This window comes from Corynebacterium pilosum DSM 20521 = CIP 103422 (assembly GCF_000373805.1).
GTDB classification, from domain to species: Bacteria; Actinomycetota; Actinomycetes; order Mycobacteriales; family Mycobacteriaceae; genus Corynebacterium; species Corynebacterium pilosum.
On the sequence record NZ_KB892450.1, the window covers coordinates 138,895 to 157,144 of the forward strand.

General features: G+C 61.1%; 23 protein-coding genes. 15 read left to right on the forward strand and 8 right to left on the reverse strand.

Annotated features, from left to right (window positions below):
- From rplP to rpsQ, 3 genes are read left to right on the forward strand one after another with little or no spacing between them, the layout of a single operon-like run.
- Positions 1–417, forward strand: coding sequence for a 50S ribosomal protein L16 (gene rplP / locus B097_RS0105945; RefSeq protein WP_018581626.1), 417 nt, complete (start codon positions 1–3; stop codon positions 415–417).
- Positions 417–647: a 50S ribosomal protein L29 gene (gene rpmC / locus B097_RS0105950; RefSeq protein ID WP_018581627.1), complete on the forward strand. Its 231-nt coding sequence runs from the start codon at positions 417–419 to the stop codon at positions 645–647. Before rplP ends, rpmC begins: the two co-directional genes overlap by 1 nt.
- Before the next feature lie 2 nt (positions 648–649).
- The gene (gene rpsQ / locus B097_RS0105955; RefSeq protein WP_018581628.1) at positions 650–943 is read left to right on the forward strand and encodes a 30S ribosomal protein S17; all 294 of its coding nucleotides are present in this window, start codon (positions 650–652) and stop codon (positions 941–943) included.
- Between the two features lie 103 nt (positions 944–1,046).
- Here the strand turns inward: rpsQ and B097_RS0105960 are convergent, their stop codons facing one another.
- Together B097_RS0105960 and B097_RS0105965 are read right to left on the reverse strand one after the other, a co-directional pair.
- A complete protein-coding gene (locus B097_RS0105960; RefSeq protein WP_018581629.1) occupies positions 1,047–2,648 on the reverse strand; it encodes a GTPase in 1,602 nt (533 codons plus the stop codon).
- On the reverse strand, positions 2,641–4,392 hold the full coding sequence (locus tag B097_RS0105965; RefSeq protein ID WP_237559280.1) for a GTPase domain-containing protein: 1,752 nt from the start codon (positions 4,390–4,392) through the stop codon (positions 2,641–2,643). The genes B097_RS0105960 and B097_RS0105965 overlap by 8 nt, the downstream gene beginning before the upstream one ends.
- Here B097_RS0105965 and B097_RS0105970 point away from each other — a divergent pair, their 5' ends adjacent.
- From B097_RS0105970 to B097_RS0105995, 6 genes are all read left to right on the forward strand, one after another.
- A complete protein-coding gene (locus B097_RS0105970) occupies positions 4,393–5,253 on the forward strand; it encodes a hypothetical protein (RefSeq protein ID WP_018581631.1) in 861 nt (286 codons plus the stop codon). It abuts the gene before it with no gap.
- A 183-nt stretch (positions 5,254–5,436) separates the two neighbouring features.
- Complete coding sequence (gene rplN, locus B097_RS0105975; RefSeq protein ID WP_018581632.1) at positions 5,437–5,805, forward strand: 50S ribosomal protein L14; 369 nt, start codon at positions 5,437–5,439, stop codon at positions 5,803–5,805.
- Positions 5,806–5,809: 4 nt separating this feature from the next.
- Positions 5,810–6,124 (forward strand): 50S ribosomal protein L24, encoded by a 315-nt coding sequence (gene rplX / locus B097_RS0105980; RefSeq protein WP_018581633.1) that lies wholly within the window; start codon positions 5,810–5,812, stop codon positions 6,122–6,124.
- A gap of 1 nt (position 6,125) precedes the next feature.
- Positions 6,126–6,704, forward strand: a complete 579-nt coding sequence (rplE, locus tag B097_RS0105985; RefSeq protein WP_018581634.1) for a 50S ribosomal protein L5 — start codon at positions 6,126–6,128, stop codon at positions 6,702–6,704.
- A gap of 350 nt (positions 6,705–7,054) precedes the next feature.
- Complete coding sequence (locus tag B097_RS0105990; protein WP_018581635.1) at positions 7,055–7,843, forward strand: formate/nitrite transporter family protein; 789 nt, start codon at positions 7,055–7,057, stop codon at positions 7,841–7,843.
- Positions 7,844–8,061: 218 nt separating this feature from the next.
- On the forward strand, positions 8,062–8,775 hold the full coding sequence (locus B097_RS0105995; protein WP_018581636.1) for a DUF2786 domain-containing protein: 714 nt from the start codon (positions 8,062–8,064) through the stop codon (positions 8,773–8,775).
- On the opposite strand, the gene fdhD is transcribed toward B097_RS0105995, so the two are convergent.
- The 4 genes from fdhD to B097_RS0106015 form a co-directional block, all read right to left on the reverse strand.
- Positions 8,772–9,599 (reverse strand): formate dehydrogenase accessory sulfurtransferase FdhD, encoded by an 828-nt coding sequence (gene fdhD, locus B097_RS0106000; RefSeq protein WP_018581637.1) that lies wholly within the window; start codon positions 9,597–9,599, stop codon positions 8,772–8,774. The two genes, B097_RS0105995 and fdhD, sit on opposite strands and share 4 nt — an antisense overlap.
- A complete protein-coding gene (locus tag B097_RS0106005) occupies positions 9,599–9,892 on the reverse strand; it encodes a DUF6457 domain-containing protein (protein WP_018581638.1) in 294 nt (97 codons plus the stop codon). Before B097_RS0106005 ends, fdhD begins: the two co-directional genes overlap by 1 nt.
- Before the next feature lie 40 nt (positions 9,893–9,932).
- Positions 9,933–11,168, reverse strand: a complete 1,236-nt coding sequence (locus tag B097_RS0106010) for an amidohydrolase (protein ID WP_018581639.1) — start codon at positions 11,166–11,168, stop codon at positions 9,933–9,935.
- 107 nt (positions 11,169–11,275) lie between these two features.
- On the reverse strand, positions 11,276–13,570 hold the full coding sequence (locus B097_RS0106015) for an FdhF/YdeP family oxidoreductase (RefSeq protein WP_026254345.1): 2,295 nt from the start codon (positions 13,568–13,570) through the stop codon (positions 11,276–11,278).
- Between the two features lie 293 nt (positions 13,571–13,863).
- Here B097_RS0106015 and rpsH point away from each other — a divergent pair, with 293 nt between their 5' ends.
- From rpsH to rplO, 6 genes are read left to right on the forward strand one after another with little or no spacing between them, the layout of a single operon-like run.
- Positions 13,864–14,262: a 30S ribosomal protein S8 gene (gene rpsH / locus B097_RS0106020; protein WP_018581641.1), complete on the forward strand. Its 399-nt coding sequence runs from the start codon at positions 13,864–13,866 to the stop codon at positions 14,260–14,262.
- Positions 14,263–14,279: 17 nt separating this feature from the next.
- On the forward strand, positions 14,280–14,816 hold the full coding sequence (gene rplF, locus B097_RS0106025; RefSeq protein ID WP_018581642.1) for a 50S ribosomal protein L6: 537 nt from the start codon (positions 14,280–14,282) through the stop codon (positions 14,814–14,816).
- Between the two features lie 2 nt (positions 14,817–14,818).
- Positions 14,819–15,223 (forward strand): 50S ribosomal protein L18, encoded by a 405-nt coding sequence (gene rplR, locus B097_RS0106030; protein WP_018581643.1) that lies wholly within the window; start codon positions 14,819–14,821, stop codon positions 15,221–15,223.
- 40 nt (positions 15,224–15,263) lie between these two features.
- Positions 15,264–15,896, forward strand: coding sequence for a 30S ribosomal protein S5 (rpsE, locus tag B097_RS0106035; protein ID WP_018581644.1), 633 nt, complete (start codon positions 15,264–15,266; stop codon positions 15,894–15,896).
- A 3-nt stretch (positions 15,897–15,899) separates the two neighbouring features.
- The gene (rpmD, locus tag B097_RS0106040; RefSeq protein WP_018581645.1) at positions 15,900–16,085 is read left to right on the forward strand and encodes a 50S ribosomal protein L30; all 186 of its coding nucleotides are present in this window, start codon (positions 15,900–15,902) and stop codon (positions 16,083–16,085) included.
- Between the two features lie 8 nt (positions 16,086–16,093).
- Positions 16,094–16,543, forward strand: coding sequence for a 50S ribosomal protein L15 (rplO, locus tag B097_RS0106045; protein WP_018581646.1), 450 nt, complete (start codon positions 16,094–16,096; stop codon positions 16,541–16,543).
- A 206-nt stretch (positions 16,544–16,749) separates the two neighbouring features.
- On the opposite strand, the gene B097_RS0106050 is transcribed toward rplO, so the two are convergent.
- Together B097_RS0106050 and B097_RS0106055 are read right to left on the reverse strand one after the other, a co-directional pair.
- Positions 16,750–17,301 (reverse strand): TorD/DmsD family molecular chaperone, encoded by a 552-nt coding sequence (locus tag B097_RS0106050; protein WP_018581647.1) that lies wholly within the window; start codon positions 17,299–17,301, stop codon positions 16,750–16,752.
- Positions 17,301–18,242, reverse strand: coding sequence for a dimethyl sulfoxide reductase anchor subunit family protein (locus B097_RS0106055; protein WP_018581648.1), 942 nt, complete (start codon positions 18,240–18,242; stop codon positions 17,301–17,303). The genes B097_RS0106050 and B097_RS0106055 overlap by 1 nt, the downstream gene beginning before the upstream one ends.
- Positions 18,243–18,250: the final 8 nt, after the last annotated feature.

The window sequence follows — 18,250 nt, forward strand, 5'->3', positions numbered from 1 at the left end:
ATGCTTATCCCTAAGCGCGTTAAGTACCGTCGCCAGCACCGTCCGACCCGTTCGGGCGTGTCCAAGGGCGGTAACAAGATTCAGTTCGGTGACTACGCAATCCAGGCTCTGGAGCCTGCATACGTCACCAACCGTCAGATCGAGGCCGGCCGTATTGCGATCAACCGCCACGTCAAGCGTGGTGGCAAGGTCTGGATCACGATCTTCCCGGACCGTCCACTGACCCAGAAGCCACTCGGCGTTCGTATGGGTTCCGGTAAGGGCCCTGTCGAGAAGTGGGTTGCCAACGTCAAGCCTGGCCGCATCCTGTTTGAGATGTCCTACCCAGATGACAGCGTTGCAGTGGAAGCACTGCGCCGCGCAGCTCAGAAGCTGCCGATGAAGGTCCGCATCATTTCGAAGGAGGACCAGTACTAATGGCTGCAGGAACCCCCGCACACGAATTCCGCGAGCTGTCCAACGACGAGCTCAACGAGCGTCTGGCAGAGGCAAAGGAAGAGCTGTTCAACCTGCGCTTCCAGCTTGCTACCGGCCAGCTGACCAACAACCGCCGTATCTCCACGGTCAAGCGCGACATCGCACGTATCTACACCGTGCTTCGCGAGCGTGAGCTCGGCCTGTCCGTCGTCCCGGGAGCTGAGGCTTAGATATGAGTGAGGCAAACGTGACTGAAACCACCGAACAGAACGACTCCCAGGGCGCTCGCAAGATTCGCCGTGGCTACGTCGTCTCCGACAAGATGGACAAGACCATTGTTGTACAGCTGGAGGACCGCAAGTCCCACGCCCTGTACGGCAAGATCATGCGCCAGTCCAAGCGCGTGAAGGCACACGACGAAGAGAACACCGCCGGCGTCGGCGATATGGTTCGCATTCAGGAGTGCCGCCCGCTGTCCAAGGACAAGCACTTCACCCTGATCGAGATCGTCGAGAGGGCACGCTAAGGACTCGTCGCTTGTCGACGACCCCCTGAACCCGGCCCATCACCTCATGGAGGTGGTGGGCCGGGTTTTTGCGTTGCCTCACGCTTGTGCCGATTGTGGTGGGTTAACCGCGGTTTCCGGCGGCGGTCCTGATGGCATCGTGGAACTGCAGGTATTCCTCGCGCACCGCTGTCAGAGGGGCAACAACTTGGTCCTCGGACATGGCGGCGACGTTGTTGCGCAGTGCGCGGCGCGTGCGCCTTTTGATCCCGGAGCCGATCACACCGCCGAACACGGCTGATACGAGGCCTAACACAATGCCTAGCAGCAACCCACCCAAGATCAGCAAGGTGGGGATGGGCCAGCCTTCAACATCGGGAACCAGATCAGGGCCCAAGAGCGGGTCGAGGGCCCCGGGGATAAAGGCCACGGCCAGATACCACAGCACGCCAACCAGGGCGGCGAGCAGCGCGAGCCACTGGATCACGGTGAGCAGGCCCCACGCCTTCGACGGTTGGGCGGGCAGCCGGGTGCCGGCGACCACGCGGTCGAGGTGCGAGGGCATCTCGTCGTTAATGTCCTCTGCCTTGTCAGCGACAGAGGATGCCCAGGCGCCGGGCAGTCCCTCGGCAACGGCGGCGGCGTAGCCTCGCACGCCCTTATTGGCGACAGCTCGGCTGGAGGCATCCAGTTCCGGCCGCGAGGTGCGGTGCACACCGAGCTCGTCGGCCTCGTCGCGAAGCCCCATGCGGCGCAGGGGATCGGGGCGCAGTTTAGTGATCCAGGAGGTCAGCAGCCAGCCGGTGCGTTCGCCGAGGCGCTTGCGGTAGGCCTTCGCGGTGGCGTCGCTGATGAAGTCGGCACCTGCGGCCTGGGTGAGGATCGTGTCCATCTCCCGCTTAGCGGATCTGGGCACCGTCTTGGTGGCCGCGCTGGACACCCAGGGTTGGGCTACGGATTCCAGGTTGGCTTCGATGCGCTTGGTCTGGGCCGAGTGGGCGGCGGCGACGCGCGCGATGGCGTTGCGGACCTCGTCGACACCCGTGCCAGTCTTCGCGGAAACCGGAATGACCGTGACCTTCTTCAAACCGTCCTCGCGCAACAGCTCCCCGAAGGAGTCTGCGACGACCTTCTGGTCTTCGGGCTTGAGCAGGTCCGCCTTATTCAGTACCGCCAGGGTCACCGCGGAGTGGGCCGCGTGCGGGCGGATGAAGTGGTCGTGGATCACGCTGTCAGCATACTTTTCTGGGTCGGCCACCCACACCAGCACATCGACCTGCCCGGCCAGGCGGGTCGTGATTTCCCGGTGGACCGGTTCCACCGAGTCGAAGTCCGGCAGGTCCAACAGGATCAACGGACCCGCGCCAGGGGCGAACTCCCCTTCACGGTTGCGGCGATCCTCCACCTCCAACCAGTCCAACAGTTCCTCTGAACCGCGCGGCTCCCAGACTGCGGCCAGTGGGGAAGAGGTGGTGGGCCGGCGCGCCGCAGCCTTGCCTAGGGCTTCGCCAACGACCGCGTTGAACAGGGACGTCTTGCCCGAACCGGTGGCCCCGAAGAAGCCGACCACGGTGTGTTCGGCAGATAGCGCGCGTCGTTCGGCGCCGGACTGCGCCACGGATTCCAAACGGTTGAGCTCGGCTGGCGTGAGGTAGCCTTCGCCTAATTCCACCGCGCGGTCAAGTGCGGCGAGCCGCTCGTTCAAGGTGGGTGCGGATTTAAACATCGGTCCCCACCTCCGCAGCAGCCGCGCGCTGTTCTTCCGAGGAGGTTCCAGCCACCAGTGGTGCCAGCACCTCGTTGTAGCGCGCCTGTTCGTCGTCGTAAAGCGCAGCCAGGCGCTGGTCGAGGTCCTCGCGCGCCCACTTGGCCATGCGGCGGACGGTGTCCTCGCCAAAAATGGTTTCCAGCAGTTTCTGCCCCACCACGGCGGAGCCGCCGGCAATCGCCAGCTCGCCGCCGGTCAGGCCGGCCGTGGAGGCAAAGACCACCAGCATGAGCGCGACGGTCACCACGTTCAGGCCCAGCGAGAGCACACGCGCGCGCATGCGCTTTTCGCCGGCGGTGTCTTGAATATGTTCCATCAGCGCGGACTGCCACTCGCGCACAAGGTGCGACGCCCGCTCGGAGAGGTCATCGCTTGACGACGACAGCGCGGGGTCAGCCTCGGCGCGCAACTGTGGTGCCACCTGGCCCAGATGTGACCAGGTGCGGGTGGCAGCGGTGTCGCCCGCATCGACGATGACGGCGTGCAGGCCGGTCTCGATCTCCGTTTCCACCTCTTGCACCGGGGCCGGCTGACCGGTGAAGAAGCTGCCGATCCGGTCCACTGCCATGGAATACCAGCGCTCGATGGTGCGAAAAGCGTCGGAAGTGCCGACGAAGTCCTGCCAGCGTTGCAGGACCTCGGTGCGCAGCAATTTGCCGTCGCTGGTGGCCTCGATGACGTGCTGGGTTGCACGCGAGTAGGTCGCCTCGATGGCCTCACCCAGCTGGGCGGCGAACTGTTCGTTGTTCTCCTTCTGTGCTACCACGTCGTCGACACGCGTCAAGAGCGTACGCAGCGCACCCTGTACGGTCTTGGCGGCGATCGCGCGGCGTGCCGACGCATCACCGGCCAGATGCTGAAGGTGCTCGCGAATGGGGGCGATGGGGGCGTCGGGAAGGAAGGTATCAAAATCGATGATGTAGGGGACCACGAACATGGTGGAATGACCCAGGCCGGCATCCTTCATCATGCGGCGCAGGTCCGCGGGGACGGTGGCCATCGAATCCTCGTCCACGCGGTTCAGGATGACGATGACCTCGATGTTGCGCCCGGCGGCATCATTAAGGAAGTTCCACACCAGCTGGTCGGCATAACGCGCCGGGGTAGTCACAAATACCCACAAATCGGCGGCGGCCAGTAGTTGGGAAGCCAGCGCGCGGTTCTTGTCGTCGATGGAATCAAAGTCCGGCGCATCCAGAAGAGCGAGGCCTTGGTCGACGGCATCGGTCGTCGCTATGCGCAGCGAAGTAGCTTCCGCATTGGCGGCCGGCGCGCCCTGCTCGCGGGCCAGGCCGGGTAGAACGTGCGGGGAGTTGAACCACTCCTGGTCCGCCGGATTGGCGACAAGCACCGGCTGGCGGGTGGTGGGGCGGATCACTCCCGACGTGGTCACCTGCGTGCCGACGATCGCATTGACCAGCGTGGACTTGCCAGAGCCGGTCGACCCACCCACGACGGCCAGCAGCGGGGCGTCGATGTTGGCCAGACGGGGCAGGATGTAATCGTCAAGCTGGGCGACGATGGCTCGCGCCTCGGCTTCGGCCTCTGGGGAGGTGGGAAGCGTGGCGGCTGCCATCGTGTCGCGCAAGTGCTCGACGGAGGAATATGACAAGGAGTTCACGCACCCCATTGTTGCAGAGGCCAGGGGTGTCATGGTGGAAGAGATTGCCGACGGCTTACCCAACCTGGTTGAATAAGTCATATGAAGACCTCGTCGTCACGCGTGCTCACCCTGGTCCTAGTCATCGTTCTCGCCGTCGTAGCTATCGCCGCAGTGTGGTGGTGGACGAACCGAGAGGGACCAACACCGGAGCAGCGCGCCGCCGCGGAAGTGGCGGCCACTGAAGAAGCCGCGGAGCATGACCTGGCGGACGTGAACGTCACCCTGGACACGGAAGTGAAAACGAACGCGTGGCGCGGCGTGACCTCACGAGCCAACGTGGCCCCCGATGATGCGGAGGCGATCACCGCAGCAGCAGACTTCCTGGTCAGCCGCTGGTCCGACGACCCCAAGGACCCGTCCTACTTCACCGGGTGGATTATCTCGGAGAACCCTCCGACCAGCTACCAGGTGGACCCGCGGGCCGATAATGAGTGGATCGTCGGCCTGCTTGCCGACCCCATCGAGGGGGTCTCGGACGTGTCCGTGGTGATCAACAACGCCGATACGGGCGAGGGGAACCGCTCCGACAGGATCGACCTGACCCCGATGGTGAACTGGGCCGAACTAGCGAAGTCCGATCAGCGCATCGAGGAGATCGTCGAAACGTTCGTGCCTTATTATGACGCGCAGCCGTTCATCAACCTCCAGGATGAGGAGGGGACGGGGCCAAAGCTGAGCCTGCAGCGCGCGACCCCAGACATGGTCAGCCCGGCGCTCGCGCTCATGGCGGCGCTGGAGGCGGAAGATGATTTCGAACAGGTCTCGCTCGTCGCCGTCCGCGACAATGGCGGGCAGCGTGAAGTGGAGATCAAGTTCCGGAATGACACACCGAGCATTCCGCGCGAGCGGGTGCAGGAGCTTATCGACGACTACCTGCCGGAAGCCACGCTAGTGGGGTAGTTGGGGGATTTGGTTTCCTGGGTGCTTCGTGGTTTAATATCCGAGTTGTCTGTGCTGGTCGGCACGAGGCGTTGATTTCCGAGCGCCGCTGCTGATCCGTGACATGCCAGGCATCGAAAGACATTGACCACGTGCGTTCTGGACGGAAATCAGGCGCACATTAATCCAGGTCAGGAGACCATAGTGATTCAGAAAGAATCGCGTCTGAAGGTCGCCGACAACACCGGTGCGCGTGAAATTCAGTGCATCCGTGTCCTCGGTGGATCTGTTCGACGCTTCGCCGGCATCGGCGACACCATCGTGGCTTCCGTGAAGGAAGCAGCCCCAGGCGGCAACGCCAAGCAGGGCGAGATTGTCCGCGCTGTGATCGTTCGCGCAAAGAAGGAAACCCGTCGCCCAGACGGCTCCTATATCTCTTTCGACGAGAACGCAGCAGTCCTTATCAAGAATGACAATGAGCCACGCGGCACCCGTATCTTCGGCCCGGTTGCTCGTGAACTTCGCGACAAGAAGTTCATGAAGATCGTGTCTCTCGCACCGGAGGTGATCTAGTCACATGAAGATCAAAAAGGGTGACATGGTCCAGGTAATTTCTGGCCCAGACAAGGGCGCACAGGGCAAGGTCATCGAGGCCTACCCGAAGCGCGAGAAGGTCCTCGTTGAGGGCGTTAACCGCATCAAGAAGCACGTTGCCAACTCCGCTACTGAGCGTGGCGCTGAGTCCGGCGGCATCGTGACCCAGGAGGCTCCGATCCACGTGTCCAACGTGATGATCCTGGACTCCGACGGCACCCCGACCCGCGTCGGCTTCCGCTTCGATGAAGACGGCAAGAAGGTTCGCGTTGCCAAGTCGAACGGGAAGGACATCTAAGATGGCTGACAATTACACCCCTCGCCTGAAGACTCGCTACAAGGAAGAAATCCGCGGCAAGATGGGCGAAGAGTTCGGTTATGACAACATCATGCAGGTCCCAGGCCTGACCAAGATCGTGGTCAACATGGGTGTCGGCGACGCTGCTCGCGACTCCAAGGTGATCAACGGTGCACTGGAGGATCTGACGGCTATTACCGGCCAGAAGCCTCAGCTGCGTCGTGCAAAGACCTCTATCGCAAACTTCAAGCTGCGTGAGGGTATGCCGATCGGCGCGAAGGTCACCCTGCGTGGCGACCGCATGTGGGAGTTCCTGGACCGTCTGCTGACCGTGGCACTGCCACGTATCCGCGACTTCCGCGGCCTGAGCGATCAGCAGTTCGACGGCCACGGTAACTACACCTTCGGCCTGACCGAGCAGACCATGTTCTACGAGATCGACGTTGACAAGATCGACCGCCCACGCGGTATGGATATCACCGTCGTGACCACCGCGACCAACAATGACGAAGGCCGCGCGCTGCTGCGCCACCTTGGCTTCCCATTTAAGGACAAGGACGGCAAGATGCAGCAGGCGTAATCGCTTTGACGATTACGGAGAGCCTGACGCTTTTCGCTTAACGACGAACGCCCACCAGATCTTATTCTGGTGGGCGTTTTTCGTGCCTCGTAGAAGATAGCTGCACTGCTTAAGGTGCCCAAAAGATTCATAAATCAATAGGTGCAAAAACGCAAATAAATGCCTACTTACGCCGTAGGTTCGTTTCTATGCGTCAAGTATTCACGCAAATAGGCTAGTTTAAATGCATAAGCGCAGGTAGGGGAAGTTTTCAATATGGTGTTTTTAATGGGTGCGGGTTATTATTTACCAGAGTAAATTCTGGGCGCCTTCGATAGGGGTGCCCCTGACAGCCTGAAGGAAGTGCACGTATGGCATTGAATGATATCGCCGAGAGCGGCGTAAACAAGAAAATCGAATTGATGGACCATGACCTTGGTCGGTTTGCCATCCGCGCCGTCCTGGCTGGCATCTACCTCACCCTAGGCACCGCTTTCGCCGGCGTGGCGGGCCAGGCCGTTGAATCCGCCGTACCGGGCCACGGCTTGGGTGCGTTGGTCTTCGCACTCTTCTTCGGGCTGGGACTGTTCTCCATTGTCATCCTGAACGCGGAGCTGGCAACCGGCAACATGATGTTCGCCTCCTATGGCGCCACCACCAAGCAGATCGGCTGGGGCAAGGGCATCTGGTTCGTCGTGCTGACCACCATCTTCAACCTGGTCGGTGCGCTGCTGGTTGGACTGCTGATGAGCCAGACAGCCAAGCTGGGCAGCATGGACAGCACCCACCTCATCGCCACGTTGTCTGAGGGCAAGCTGGACAAGAGTCCGTGGCACGCCTTCATCGAGGCAGTGGGCGCTAACTTCGTGGTCAACATGGCCATCGTCGGTGCGCTGTTCGCCAAGGACTTCGTGTCCAAGTTCTTTGTCATCGTTCCGATCATCGCCATCTTCGTCGGCCTGGGCCTGGAGCACGTTATCGCGAACTTCTCGCTGATGTCGATCACCATGTTTGCCGATTCCGTACCGGAGAACTTCACCGTCGGCAATATCGCCATCAACTGGTTGATGGTGTGGTTGGGCAACTTTGTTGGCGGCGGCCTGCTGATCGGCGGCGTCTACGCGTGGCTGAATAAGACCAAGTACGTCTACAAGGACTAGGACTAAGCCTAGGTTTCGACAAGACCGCTTGTGCCCCCAGAACCTCGGGGCACAGGCGGTTTACTTCTGCCCGCACAGCAGAGTTATCCACAAGCGATCGTCGAAAAGCGAGTTATCCACAGGTTTCAAAGGCCTGCGACGCACGTGATGTCAAAGTGTTGTACGAATAGGAAGTAGCGACAAGCAGTCGTCTTACAACAACACCATCGGGGGGAACGATGAACTCAATCGACAAGATCAAACAACGTGTTCAAAAACTACTGAATCAAGCCGCAGACCGGCAGGGGACCCCGGAGGGGGAGGTGTTCTACACCAAGGCGTTCGAGCTGATGGCTACCTACGGTTTCGACGAGCGCGATCTTGACCACGCCGACGACGGCGACGCTGTCGCCATGGAAAAGGTGGACCTCAGCGGAGCCTACACGGACATGCAGGCCCAGCTTCTGTCCGCACTGGCGGTCTCACTGCACTGCGAGGCGCTATCCGTGGGTGTGCGCAACTCCACGAAAGTGCGTCAGGTGATGGTGTTCGGCTTGCGCCGCCACGTGGATCGCTTACTGCTGCTGTTTAGCATGCTCATGCCCCAGATGCTGGCGGGCGCCCAAGACCAGCCGCGGGACCCCGACTATTCCATGGTAGTAGTGCGCCGATCTTTCATGTCGGGTTTTGCCTCGCAGGTGGCGGCCCGCCTGAAGGAAGCGGAGGAGACCGTTGCTTCGGCCTCGCAGGGCTACGAGATTGCGCTTATCGACGATGCCTCCCGCGCCACTGAAGCTCGCGACAATTTCCTCTTCGAGAACAATCTGAAGGCGTCGGCGAAAAACTCGCAGCGCTCCATGAACGCCCATGCATACTTCAATGGCATGGACGCCGGGGATATGAGCGATCTGGGCCAGACGCGGCTGCGGCAGCGTCCGGCGCTGCCGTCCTAGAGATCGATAAGTTCGCCGGAGTAGAGGTTGAACCGGCCTGGACGGGCAAAACCGACCAGCGCCATGTTCGCCTCGCGGGCGAGCTCCACGGCCAGGGAGGAGGCCGCGGACACCGCCACCAAGCCACCGAAACCGGCCATGACGGCCTTCTGCACCAATTCGAAGGAGGCGCGCGAGCTCATCACCAGGATGTGATCCTTCGCCGGCAGCAGGCCTTCCATAAGCATGTGGCCAATCACCTTGTCGGCGGCATTGTGGCGGCCTATGTCCTCGCGGATGACCACCGGGTTGCCCTCCAGGTCGAAAGCACCAGCGGCGTGGATGCCGCCGGTCTTGCGGAACTGCTGCTGCCCGTCCCGCAACTTCTCGGGGAGCTCCAACACCACGCGCGGATCCAGCTGGATCGGGCTGATCGGGTTGTGCGCCTTGCCCATAATCTCATCAATCGAGGTGGTGCCGCACACCCCGCAGGCGCTGGTGGTCGTCGTTAAGCGAATAAACTCTGGGCCGATGGGCTGCTGGGTCAACAGGTTGAGCTCCAGCACGTTATAGGTGTTCTGCCCATCGGGGCCGGTAGCGCCCGCGCAGTAGCGGGCCTCCGACACTTGGGCGGCATCGGTGATGATGCCTTCGCCGTAGAGCCAACCGTGGGCCAGTTCGATATCGTGGCCCGGGGTCCGCATCGTGGTGGTCAGGGTTTGAGCACCGTTGCGGATTTCCAGCGGCTCTTCCACAGTGACACTGTCTGCACGGGTGTCAGTGGTGAATTGGTCGTCGTCAAGCGTGACCTTTGTGACGGCGAAATTGCGGGTAATGCGTCCCACTAGTCCTGATACTCCTCTAGCGTTGCGTTAATCTTCGCGATGCGCTCGCGCACCGCCGCCGCCAGATCCTCCTCACTAGTACCCGCTGCCTGCGCCTGCCCGGTGGACAGGCCAACCAAAAACGCGGTGACAGGCGCTGCAGGGCGTGAAGGGCCATGCGCGACGTTCTTCGTCAGGTCCAGCAGATCCCCCAGCACTGTACGGGTGAGCTCAGGGGAAATCTGCAAAGTCTCTGATGCTTGGTTCAACCATTCGTTCGCGGACTTTATTTCTTGTGGGCTATCTTTCGCCACGTTGTTTCCTTTCCTAGTAATAATGTTCAGAAATATGTTTCTAGCGCTTGCCGATAAGCCACGGCGCGCTAGCCACAATGATAGCTTCAGCGCCGCGGTCCAGAGTTGGCTGCATGTCGGGCGCAAAAGCTGGGTTGTGGTTTCCTGGCGCATTCGCCTGATCAGCGAAGCCGCCCAGGCCCCAGAACGTGTACGGGGTTCCCACCGCGTCCGGGATGATCGAGAAATCCTCAGAGGCCGGCACTGGGTCCAAGTCCACGGACAGTTCGCCGAAGTATTCGTCGAAGGCGGCGCGGACGGACGTCGTGGCGTTCTCGTCGTTGTCGGTGAGCGGGTAGGTGTCGTAATACTCAAACTCAGGTGCCGCAGGGCAGCGGGCGCCCTCGCATTCAGCGCGGACCAGGCGCTCGATGGCCTCGCGCAGGTGGGCGCCCACCTTGTGATCGTAGGCGCGCGTGTTCACCAAGAGCTCGGCGGAATCCGGGATGATATTGGACTTCGTGCCCGCGTGGATCGCACCAACCGTGACCACGGCTGTCTGGGCCGCAGCAACCTCGCGCGAGACAATGGTTTGCAGCTTTCCGACGATCGACGCCGCCGTCACCACCGGGTCCACGCCCAATTCCGGCATCGACCCGTGTGAGCCCTTGCCGTGGATGGTGATCTTGACAGAGAAGGCCGAGGACAATGTCGGCCCCACCCGCGTGCCCACCGCGCCGCCGGGCAGGGTGCCCAGGACGTGCTGGCCCAGATACACGTCGGGGGTGCCGATCAGCCTGGCGATGCCATCATCAACCATCGCGCGTGCCCCCGAGGCCGTCTCCTCCCCAGGCTGGAACACCGCAATGAAGGTGCCCGCCCACGCCTCCTTCGTGGCGTTGAGTGCCTCCACGGCGCCGAGCAGGCTCATGATGTGCACATCGTGGCCGCAGGCGTGCGCGACGGGGACCTCTTCGCCTGTGGCCTCGTCGACCTGCGTTGCCGTCGACGCATAATCCTTGCCCGAGTTCTCCTTCATCGGAAGGCCGTCGGTATCACCGCGCGAAGCGACGATCGGCCCGGTGCCGTTCTCGATGATCGCCACAACGCCCGTCTTCGCAACGGTGTGGTGGGTGATGCCCATGCGGTCGAGCTCTGCGCGGATACGGTCAGCCGTCGCGTACTCCTGCATTGACAACTCAGGGGACTGGTGGAATTGGGTGTACAGCTCTTCGCGGTGATCGCGGGTGGTGCCCAAGTGGTCGATGATGGGTTGGAGGGCGGTGCTCAGGCTCATGGTCATTCCTTTCTGTCCCCACTAGGTTACGCGTTAACAGATTCCCCCTAGAGACGACGACACCCACCACACCAAGAAGGTGCGGTGGGTGACAAGTGCTTTAAGACTTACTTCTCGTCGTGAGCGTTACGGCCCAGTGGCTCCAGGTGGACAACCAGGGACTTGGACACTGGGGTCTCGGAGCCGTGTGCGAACTCCTCCAGTGGGACCAGGTTGTTCAGCTCTGGGAAGTAGCCAGAGACGCAGTCGCGTGCGTGGTCGTACTCGACCAGGCGGAAGTTCTCTGCACGGCGCTCGCCGGACTCGTACACGGAGACAACGTCGACCAAGTCGCCATCCTTCAGGCCGCGCTTCTGCAGGTCCACCTTGTTGATGAACAGGACGCGACGGCCGCCACGAACACCGCGGTAGCGGTCATTCAAGCCGTAGGAGATGGTGTTGTACTGGTCGTGGCTGCGCACCGTGGACAGCAGCAGCTGGTGATCCTCGAGCTCAATCGCGTTGGTCTCGTTGATCGTCAGCTGTGCCTTGCCATCGGAGGTGTTGAAAATTCTCTCACGTGCAGCGTGCGGCAGCATGAAGCCACCTGGGCGCTCGAGGCGCTCGTTGTAGTTTTCAAAACCAGGGATGGTGTTTGCGATGTGGTCACGGATCACGCCGTAGTCATCGATCATCGGCTGCCAGAAAGCATCGCCGAAGGTCTCGCGACCGATGGAGCAGATGATGTCCACCTCGGACTTCAGATCCAGGTCCATGTTCGCCTTACGCTTCGGGCGGGAACCGGAGACCTTCGAGTCCGATGCCTCCACCGAGGTCATCTGTGGGCCAGACTTCTGCGGGTCATAGTCAGAGCGGGAACGCACTGGCAGGATCAGACCCTTCTCGCCTGGCCACGCGCAGGTGGCGTTGAGCTTGGTCAGCATGTGCGCGGTCAGCTGATTGTTGCTCATGCCGTCCTCAACGGCGGTGGTGTCAGAGACTGCGCGAACGAAGTTGCCACCCAGGGAGAGGAAGAAGTCAGACTCGCCGTCGCGCAGCGCCATTGCGGTCTCGACAGAGCCACGACCATGATCACGAGGAACGTCGAAGCCGAATTCCTTCTCCAGGTTCGACAGGAACCACTCCGGCATCTTCTCCGAGATACCCATGGTGCGGTCACCCTGCACGTTGGAGTGGCCACGGAAAGGTGCAGAACCTGCGCCTGGCTTGCCGTAGTTACCGGTCAGCAGGAGGAAGTTCACCATCTCCTGGATGGTGTTCACAGCGTTCTTGTGCTGGGTCACGCCAAGCGTCCACGCCAGGACAACGGTTTCGGCCTTCTCCACGTAGTCCACGATCTTGCGGACCTGGGACATCGGAACGTTGGAAGCGCGCTCCAGCTGCGCGTCATCCAGCGACTCCAGGTGTGCGATGGTCTCATCGACGTTGGAGCAGAACTGGTCCAGGAACTTGTGGTCCAGTGCGTCACGACGAATCAGCTCGCGGTTGATCTGCTGGAACAGCGCGCGGTCGCCGTCCAGACGAACCTGCACGTACTCGTCGGCAAGCTTCTCTGGAATGTTCAGGACACCCTTGACGGACTGTGGCTCCTTGAACTTCATCAGCCCAACTTCTGGCATTGGGTTGATGGCGATCATCTTGCCGCCGTTGGACTTCTGCTTGTGGAAAGCGGAGAGTGCACGAGGGTGGTTCGTGCCCGGGTTCTGGCCGACCGAAAGGATCAGGTCAGCGTTTTCGAAGTCCTGCATCGTCACGGAACCCTTGCCGACGCCAACAGTCTTGGCCAAAGCGACACCAGTGGAGTCGTGGCACATGTTCGCACAGTCCGGCAGGTTGTTCGAGCCATGACGACGGCCCAGCAGGCCGAGGACGTAGGCAGATTCGTTCACTGCGGTACCGGAGGTGTACCAGTGAGCACGCGATGGCTCGGTCTTGTGAAGCTGCTCAGAGATCAGCTTGAAAGCCTCATCCCAAGTAATGGGGTGGTACTTCTCGTCGCCACGCGAGCGATCATAAAGCATTGGTTCCTGCAGACGGCCGAGCTGGTCAAGCTCGTAGTCGGTCATCTCGCGCATCTGCTGGATGGTGGTGTTAGCGAAGAATTCGCGGGTCACACGGGTGCCGGTCGTCTCCTGTGCGATTGCCTTCGCGCCGTTCTCACAGAACTCGACGATGCCAAGCTCGGACTGTGGTGGCTCTGGCCATGCACAGCCAGGGCAGTCAATGCCACCGTGCTTGTTAAGGGTAAGGAGGGTGCCCACGCCCTTATTAGGGACGGCGTGTGCCATGGCGTGCATGACGCCAGGGATACCGGCGGCAGCCTTGGAGGGGCCACCGACCCGTGGATTGTCGAATTTATTCGCCACGGGATTGGAACGAGAGATTTCAGAAGGTGCGGTCATAACCGACACGATACTGAAAACCCCCGGCAGAGTGCAATTTTGATCTTTCCGTTCCGCAGTGTAGTGTCGATCGCTGGACTTGTGCCCGCAATTGAGCGTGCCAAGGACAACCACAAGCAAAATACTCCAACTTTGTTGCAGGCCCCTCGCCATTATGCGGACCGAGTGGATGGATTGGGCAGCGAGCACTACACGCTACTGAGTGTGTAGAGCGCATAGTCGCCCCCGAGAGATCACACGGAAAACGCCATAGGTGGGTAGGAACCGCAACGAGAAAGGTAACGGTCACTCACATGACCATGACAGATCCAATCGCGGACATGCTGTCGCGCGTGCGCAACGCAAACAACGCGCAGCACGACACCGTGTCTATGCCTTCCTCCAAGCTCAAGGCGAACATCGCTGAGATCTTGAAGCAGGAAGGCTACATCGCTGACTACAACGTTGAGGAAGAAAAGGGCTTCAAGACCCTGTCCCTCGATCTGAAGTACGGCCCATCGCGCCAGGCATCCATTGCGGGTCTGCGCCGTGTTTCCAAGCCAGGTCTGCGCGTGTACGCAAAGTCCACCGACCTTCCTCAGGTCATCGGCGGCCTCGGCGTGGCTATCATCTCCACGTCCCAGGGCCTGCTGACCGACCGTGAGGCTCGCGAGAAAGGCGTAGGCGGGGAAGTCCTCGCTTACGTCTGGTAATAGGGAGGTAAGAACATATGTCACGTGTAGGTAAAGCACCTATCGCAATCCCTAACGGCGTCGAGGTAAAGATTGACGGCCAGGATGTTGACGTCAAGGGCCCAAAGGGCTCCATGTCGTGGACCGTCCCGGCACCGATCACCGTTGTCGTAGAAGACAATGAAATCGTCGTTTCGCGCCCGGACGACCACCGCGAGAACCGCTCGCTGCATGGTCTGTCCCGCTCCCTGGTCAACAACCTTGTTGTTGGTGTGACCGAGGGCTACAAGATCAACATGGAGATCTTCGGCGTTGGCTACCGTGTGCAGATGAAGGGGAAGGACCTCGAGTTCTCCCTCGGCTACTCGCACCCGATCCTCATCGAGGCGCCTGAGGGCATCACGTTTGCAGTTGATGGCAACACCAAGTTCTCCATCGAAGGCATTGACAAGCAGCTGGTAGGCCAGCTCGCGGCAAACATCCGCCGTCTGCGCAAGGATGACCCATACAAGGGTAAGGGCATCCGTTACGCAGGCGAGCAGGTTCGTCGCAAGGTCGGAAAGACGGGTAAGTAAGCATGAGCAACACTGCAGAGAACACCAAGCGCACTCCGATCGGCAAGGATATTTCCACCCGCCGTCGCGAGGCACGCGCACGTCGCCACTTCCGCATTCGCAAGACCCTGCGCGGCACCCCAGAGGCACCACGCCTCGTTGTGCACCGCAGCTCCCGCCACATGCACGTTCAGGTTATCGACGACCTGGCAGGCCACACCCTGGCTTCTGCGTCCACCATGGAGGCAGACATCCGCTCCGCAGAGGGTGACAAGAAGGCCAAGGCAGCAAAGGTCGGCCAGCTGATCGCTGAGCGCGCAAAGGAAGCCGGCATTGAGCAGGTCGTCTTCGACCGCGCCGGCTACAAGTACCACGGCCGCGTCGCAGCACTTGCCGACGCCGCACGTGAAGGTGGCCTGAAGTTCTAATGACCACCATGACCATGAACATCAACGGAAGGAATGCGTAATGCCGGGACGTGAACGGCGTGACGGCGGACGCTCCGCCGACGACCAGAACAAGAAGAACAACCGCAACGAGCGTGGTGGCCGCGGCCGCCGCGACGATCGTCGTCAGAACGATGATCGCGACAAGTACATCGAGCGCGTAGTTTCCATCAACCGTGTGGCTAAGACCGTCAAGGGTGGCCGCAACATGTCCTTCACCGCCCTCGTCATCGTGGGCGACGGCCAGGGCATGGTCGGTGTGGGCTACGGCAAGGCTAAGGAAGTTCCTGCCGCAATCCAGAAGGGCTCCGAAGAGGCTCGTAAGAACTTCTTCCGCGTCCCAATGGTCGGCGGAACCATCCCTCACCCAGTCCAGGGTGAAGCTGCTGCGGGCATCGTCATGATGCGCCCAGCTGCTCCTGGTACCGGTGTGATCGCTGGTGGTGCAGCTCGTCCAGTGCTTGAGTGCGCTGGCGTGCAGGACATCCTGTGCAAGTCTCTCGGTTCCGACAACGCCCTCAACGTGGTTAAGGCCACCGTTGCAGGCCTGAAGGATCTGGCTCGCCCAGAAGAGGTTGCTGCGAAGCGCGGCAAGTCTCTCGAAGAGGTTGCCCCCGCTCGCATGCTGCGCGCACGCGCAGGACAGGAGGCATAAACCATGGCTTTGAAGATTACTTTGAACCACGGCAAGATCGGCACCAAGCCTGAGCACCGTGCAAACCTGGAGGCCCTCGGTCTGCGCAAGATCGGCCAGTCTGTTGTTAAGAAGGACAACGCGGCTACTCGCGGCCAGATCCTCAAGGTGCGCCACTTGGTCACCGTTGAAGAAGTTGCAGGGGAGTAGGTTAAACAATGAGCGACATTATTAAGCTCCACGATCTGCGCCCAGCAAAGGGTGCAAACAAGCCAAAGCACCGCGTTGGTCGCGGTGAGGCAGGCAAGGGTGGCAAGACTGCTGGCCGCGGTACCAAGGGTACGAAGGCACGTAAGCAGGTTCCACACGCATTCGAAGGTGGCCAGATGCCACTTCACATGCGTCTGCCTAAGTTGAAGGGCTTCAAGGCCCGCAACAAGGTTGTCTACCAGGTAGTCAACGTTGCGGACCTCGAGAAAGCTTTCCCACAGGGCGGCGACATCGCTGTTGCAGACATCGTCGCAGCAGGCCTGGTTCGCAAGAACCAGCCAGTCAAGGTCCTGGGAAGCGGCGACCTCAGCGCTAAGCTGAACGTCACCGCAACCAAGTTCTCCAAGTCTGCTGTCGAGAAGATCGAAGCGGCCGGAGGCTCCGTCACCGAGGCATAATCGCTTCACGACGAACACAGCGCCCCACTCACCTTCTAGGAGGAGAGTGGGGCGCTGTTTTGTCTTATCTCGGTTCCCTGGGACCTAAACTGCTGTAGCTGAACTGTTGGAACTGGGCGGTTTTCGGGCTCCTAGGCGCCGAATCGCCCCTGTTCCAACATTCCAGGTCCAACAGTTTGCGTAGAGGGGGTCAGAGTGGCGTGCTCTTAGAGTGCCGCCGCCAAAACTCCGCGCGTGAGGCCGGGCAGAGCCCGGTAGATCGCTGTGCGGGCGTTCTCGTCGACACCCGCCATGACCTTGTCGGCGAAACGGCCCAGGTGCTGCTCGACAAAGGCCGCAATTTGGTTGGCAGAGGCGTGGCCACGGGCCATGTGGCCCACGCACATCAGCTGGAATCCGATGTGATCGTCGGGCATCGTGTCGGTCCCGGTGCTGAATCCCACCTGGCGGTAGACCTCGGTGACCTCGGCGGTGGCGGTATCCATCACCAGACCGTCGGGGGAGAAGTAGGGAGACTCATAAGGCTGGGCCAAAGGGGCCCCGATGCCGGTAAAAAGGTACAGGTGGTCGCGTTTGAGCTCTTCTTCGGTATCGGGCTCTGCCTCAAGGAGGAGCTGCACCGCCTGGGCGGAGTGCTCGTCTTCGAGGGGCCAGTCGCGCAAGAACTGTTCGTCGTTAAGCGCCGTGCGTAGTTCAGGGCGGGGGACGGACAAGTAGAGCTGTCCGACGATGTCCGCGGCAATTGCTAGCCTATCCATCAAATGCCCACCTTATCGACAGCGCCGTAGAACAGGAAGCGGCCGATCAACTCCGCGATAACAACGGCGATGTAGGCCACGGTGATCAGCGTCATGTGCAGGCCGCTGGGGCGCGCACGGCGGTGGCCAAAGGCCAAGATCAGGCCGACGATCAGCGCGCCGATCAGCAGCAGGACGATGCGGATGACAAAAGCGGTGGTATTGAAGGCGTACTCGGACTCGTTGGGGCCGGCCGGGCGCGAGTGGATGAACACCATGACCACGAAGATCAGCGGAACGACGACGGTGAGAGCGATGCCGATCCAGCGCAGGCTCGCGTGGATGAGCTCCCAAACCTCTTCCTTCTGCTCTGGCGTTTGGTCCTCGTTGCGCGCGGAGGGGATGAGGCGCTTGATCAGAGGGGAGTCCTCGAGCCAGTTGTAGGCGGTGAGTGCCACGGCGATCGCCAGCAGACCGGTGACCGCGCCCGAGAGGTAGAAGGTGGCGGGCGTGGTCCAGCGGTTCCACGCAGGAATCGTCGGCAGCATGTAGAGGTTCGCCATGGTGTAGATGAATACGATGCCGGTCAGGGCAGTCAGCACGGCGATGCCCGCGCGGACCCGGACCGAGAACCAGTCAAAGAACTGGCACGCGGCGAAAAGGAAACCGAGGCCTGCGAAGATACAGCCCGCGACGAGCTCCTGGGTGAGACCTGAGGAGCCAATATTGCGGATCACATTCGGCGCGTTCAGCGGGTTGCCCAGGTGAAAGAACGCCATGAAGAAACCGGCGATCATGATCGGGCCGATCGCGTAGAGCGCCGGCACACAGATGCGGTTCACCGCGTTGCTGGAGTAGCGCATCCGCCCGAACACGGTGATGCAGCCGAGCACGAAGAACGCGCCGACCGCCATCTGCCCAAAGACGGTGAAGAAAGTTAGGGGCCATTCATGCAAATTCACGGTACTGA

Bases quoted from the DNA above. Each gene is read 5' to 3' on its own strand.
- rplP (WP_018581626.1), top strand. From the start codon at position 1: ATGCTTATCCCTAAGCGCGTTAAGTACCGTCGCCAGCACCGTCCGACC.
- rpmC (WP_018581627.1), top strand. From the start codon at position 417: ATGGCTGCAGGAACCCCCGCACACGAATTCCGCGAGCTGTCCAACGAC.
- rpsQ (WP_018581628.1), top strand. From the start codon at position 650: ATGAGTGAGGCAAACGTGACTGAAACCACCGAACAGAACGACTCCCAG.
- B097_RS0105960 (WP_018581629.1), bottom strand. From the start codon at position 2,648: ATGTTTAAATCCGCACCCACCTTGAACGAGCGGCTCGCCGCACTTGAC.
- B097_RS0105965 (WP_237559280.1), bottom strand. From the start codon at position 4,392: ATGACTTATTCAACCAGGTTGGGTAAGCCGTCGGCAATCTCTTCCACC.
- B097_RS0105970 (WP_018581631.1), top strand. From the start codon at position 4,393: ATGAAGACCTCGTCGTCACGCGTGCTCACCCTGGTCCTAGTCATCGTT.
- rplX (WP_018581633.1), top strand. From the start codon at position 5,810: ATGAAGATCAAAAAGGGTGACATGGTCCAGGTAATTTCTGGCCCAGAC.
- rplE (WP_018581634.1), top strand. From the start codon at position 6,126: ATGGCTGACAATTACACCCCTCGCCTGAAGACTCGCTACAAGGAAGAA.
- B097_RS0105990 (WP_018581635.1), top strand. From the start codon at position 7,055: ATGGCATTGAATGATATCGCCGAGAGCGGCGTAAACAAGAAAATCGAA.
- B097_RS0105995 (WP_018581636.1), top strand. From the start codon at position 8,062: ATGAACTCAATCGACAAGATCAAACAACGTGTTCAAAAACTACTGAAT.
- B097_RS0106010 (WP_018581639.1), bottom strand. From the start codon at position 11,168: ATGAGCCTGAGCACCGCCCTCCAACCCATCATCGACCACTTGGGCACC.
- B097_RS0106015 (WP_026254345.1), bottom strand. From the start codon at position 13,570: ATGACCGCACCTTCTGAAATCTCTCGTTCCAATCCCGTGGCGAATAAA.
- rpsH (WP_018581641.1), top strand. From the start codon at position 13,864: ATGACCATGACAGATCCAATCGCGGACATGCTGTCGCGCGTGCGCAAC.
- rplF (WP_018581642.1), top strand. From the start codon at position 14,280: ATGTCACGTGTAGGTAAAGCACCTATCGCAATCCCTAACGGCGTCGAG.
- rplR (WP_018581643.1), top strand. From the start codon at position 14,819: ATGAGCAACACTGCAGAGAACACCAAGCGCACTCCGATCGGCAAGGAT.
- rpsE (WP_018581644.1), top strand. From the start codon at position 15,264: ATGCCGGGACGTGAACGGCGTGACGGCGGACGCTCCGCCGACGACCAG.
- rpmD (WP_018581645.1), top strand. From the start codon at position 15,900: ATGGCTTTGAAGATTACTTTGAACCACGGCAAGATCGGCACCAAGCCT.
- rplO (WP_018581646.1), top strand. From the start codon at position 16,094: ATGAGCGACATTATTAAGCTCCACGATCTGCGCCCAGCAAAGGGTGCA.
- B097_RS0106050 (WP_018581647.1), bottom strand. From the start codon at position 17,301: ATGGATAGGCTAGCAATTGCCGCGGACATCGTCGGACAGCTCTACTTG.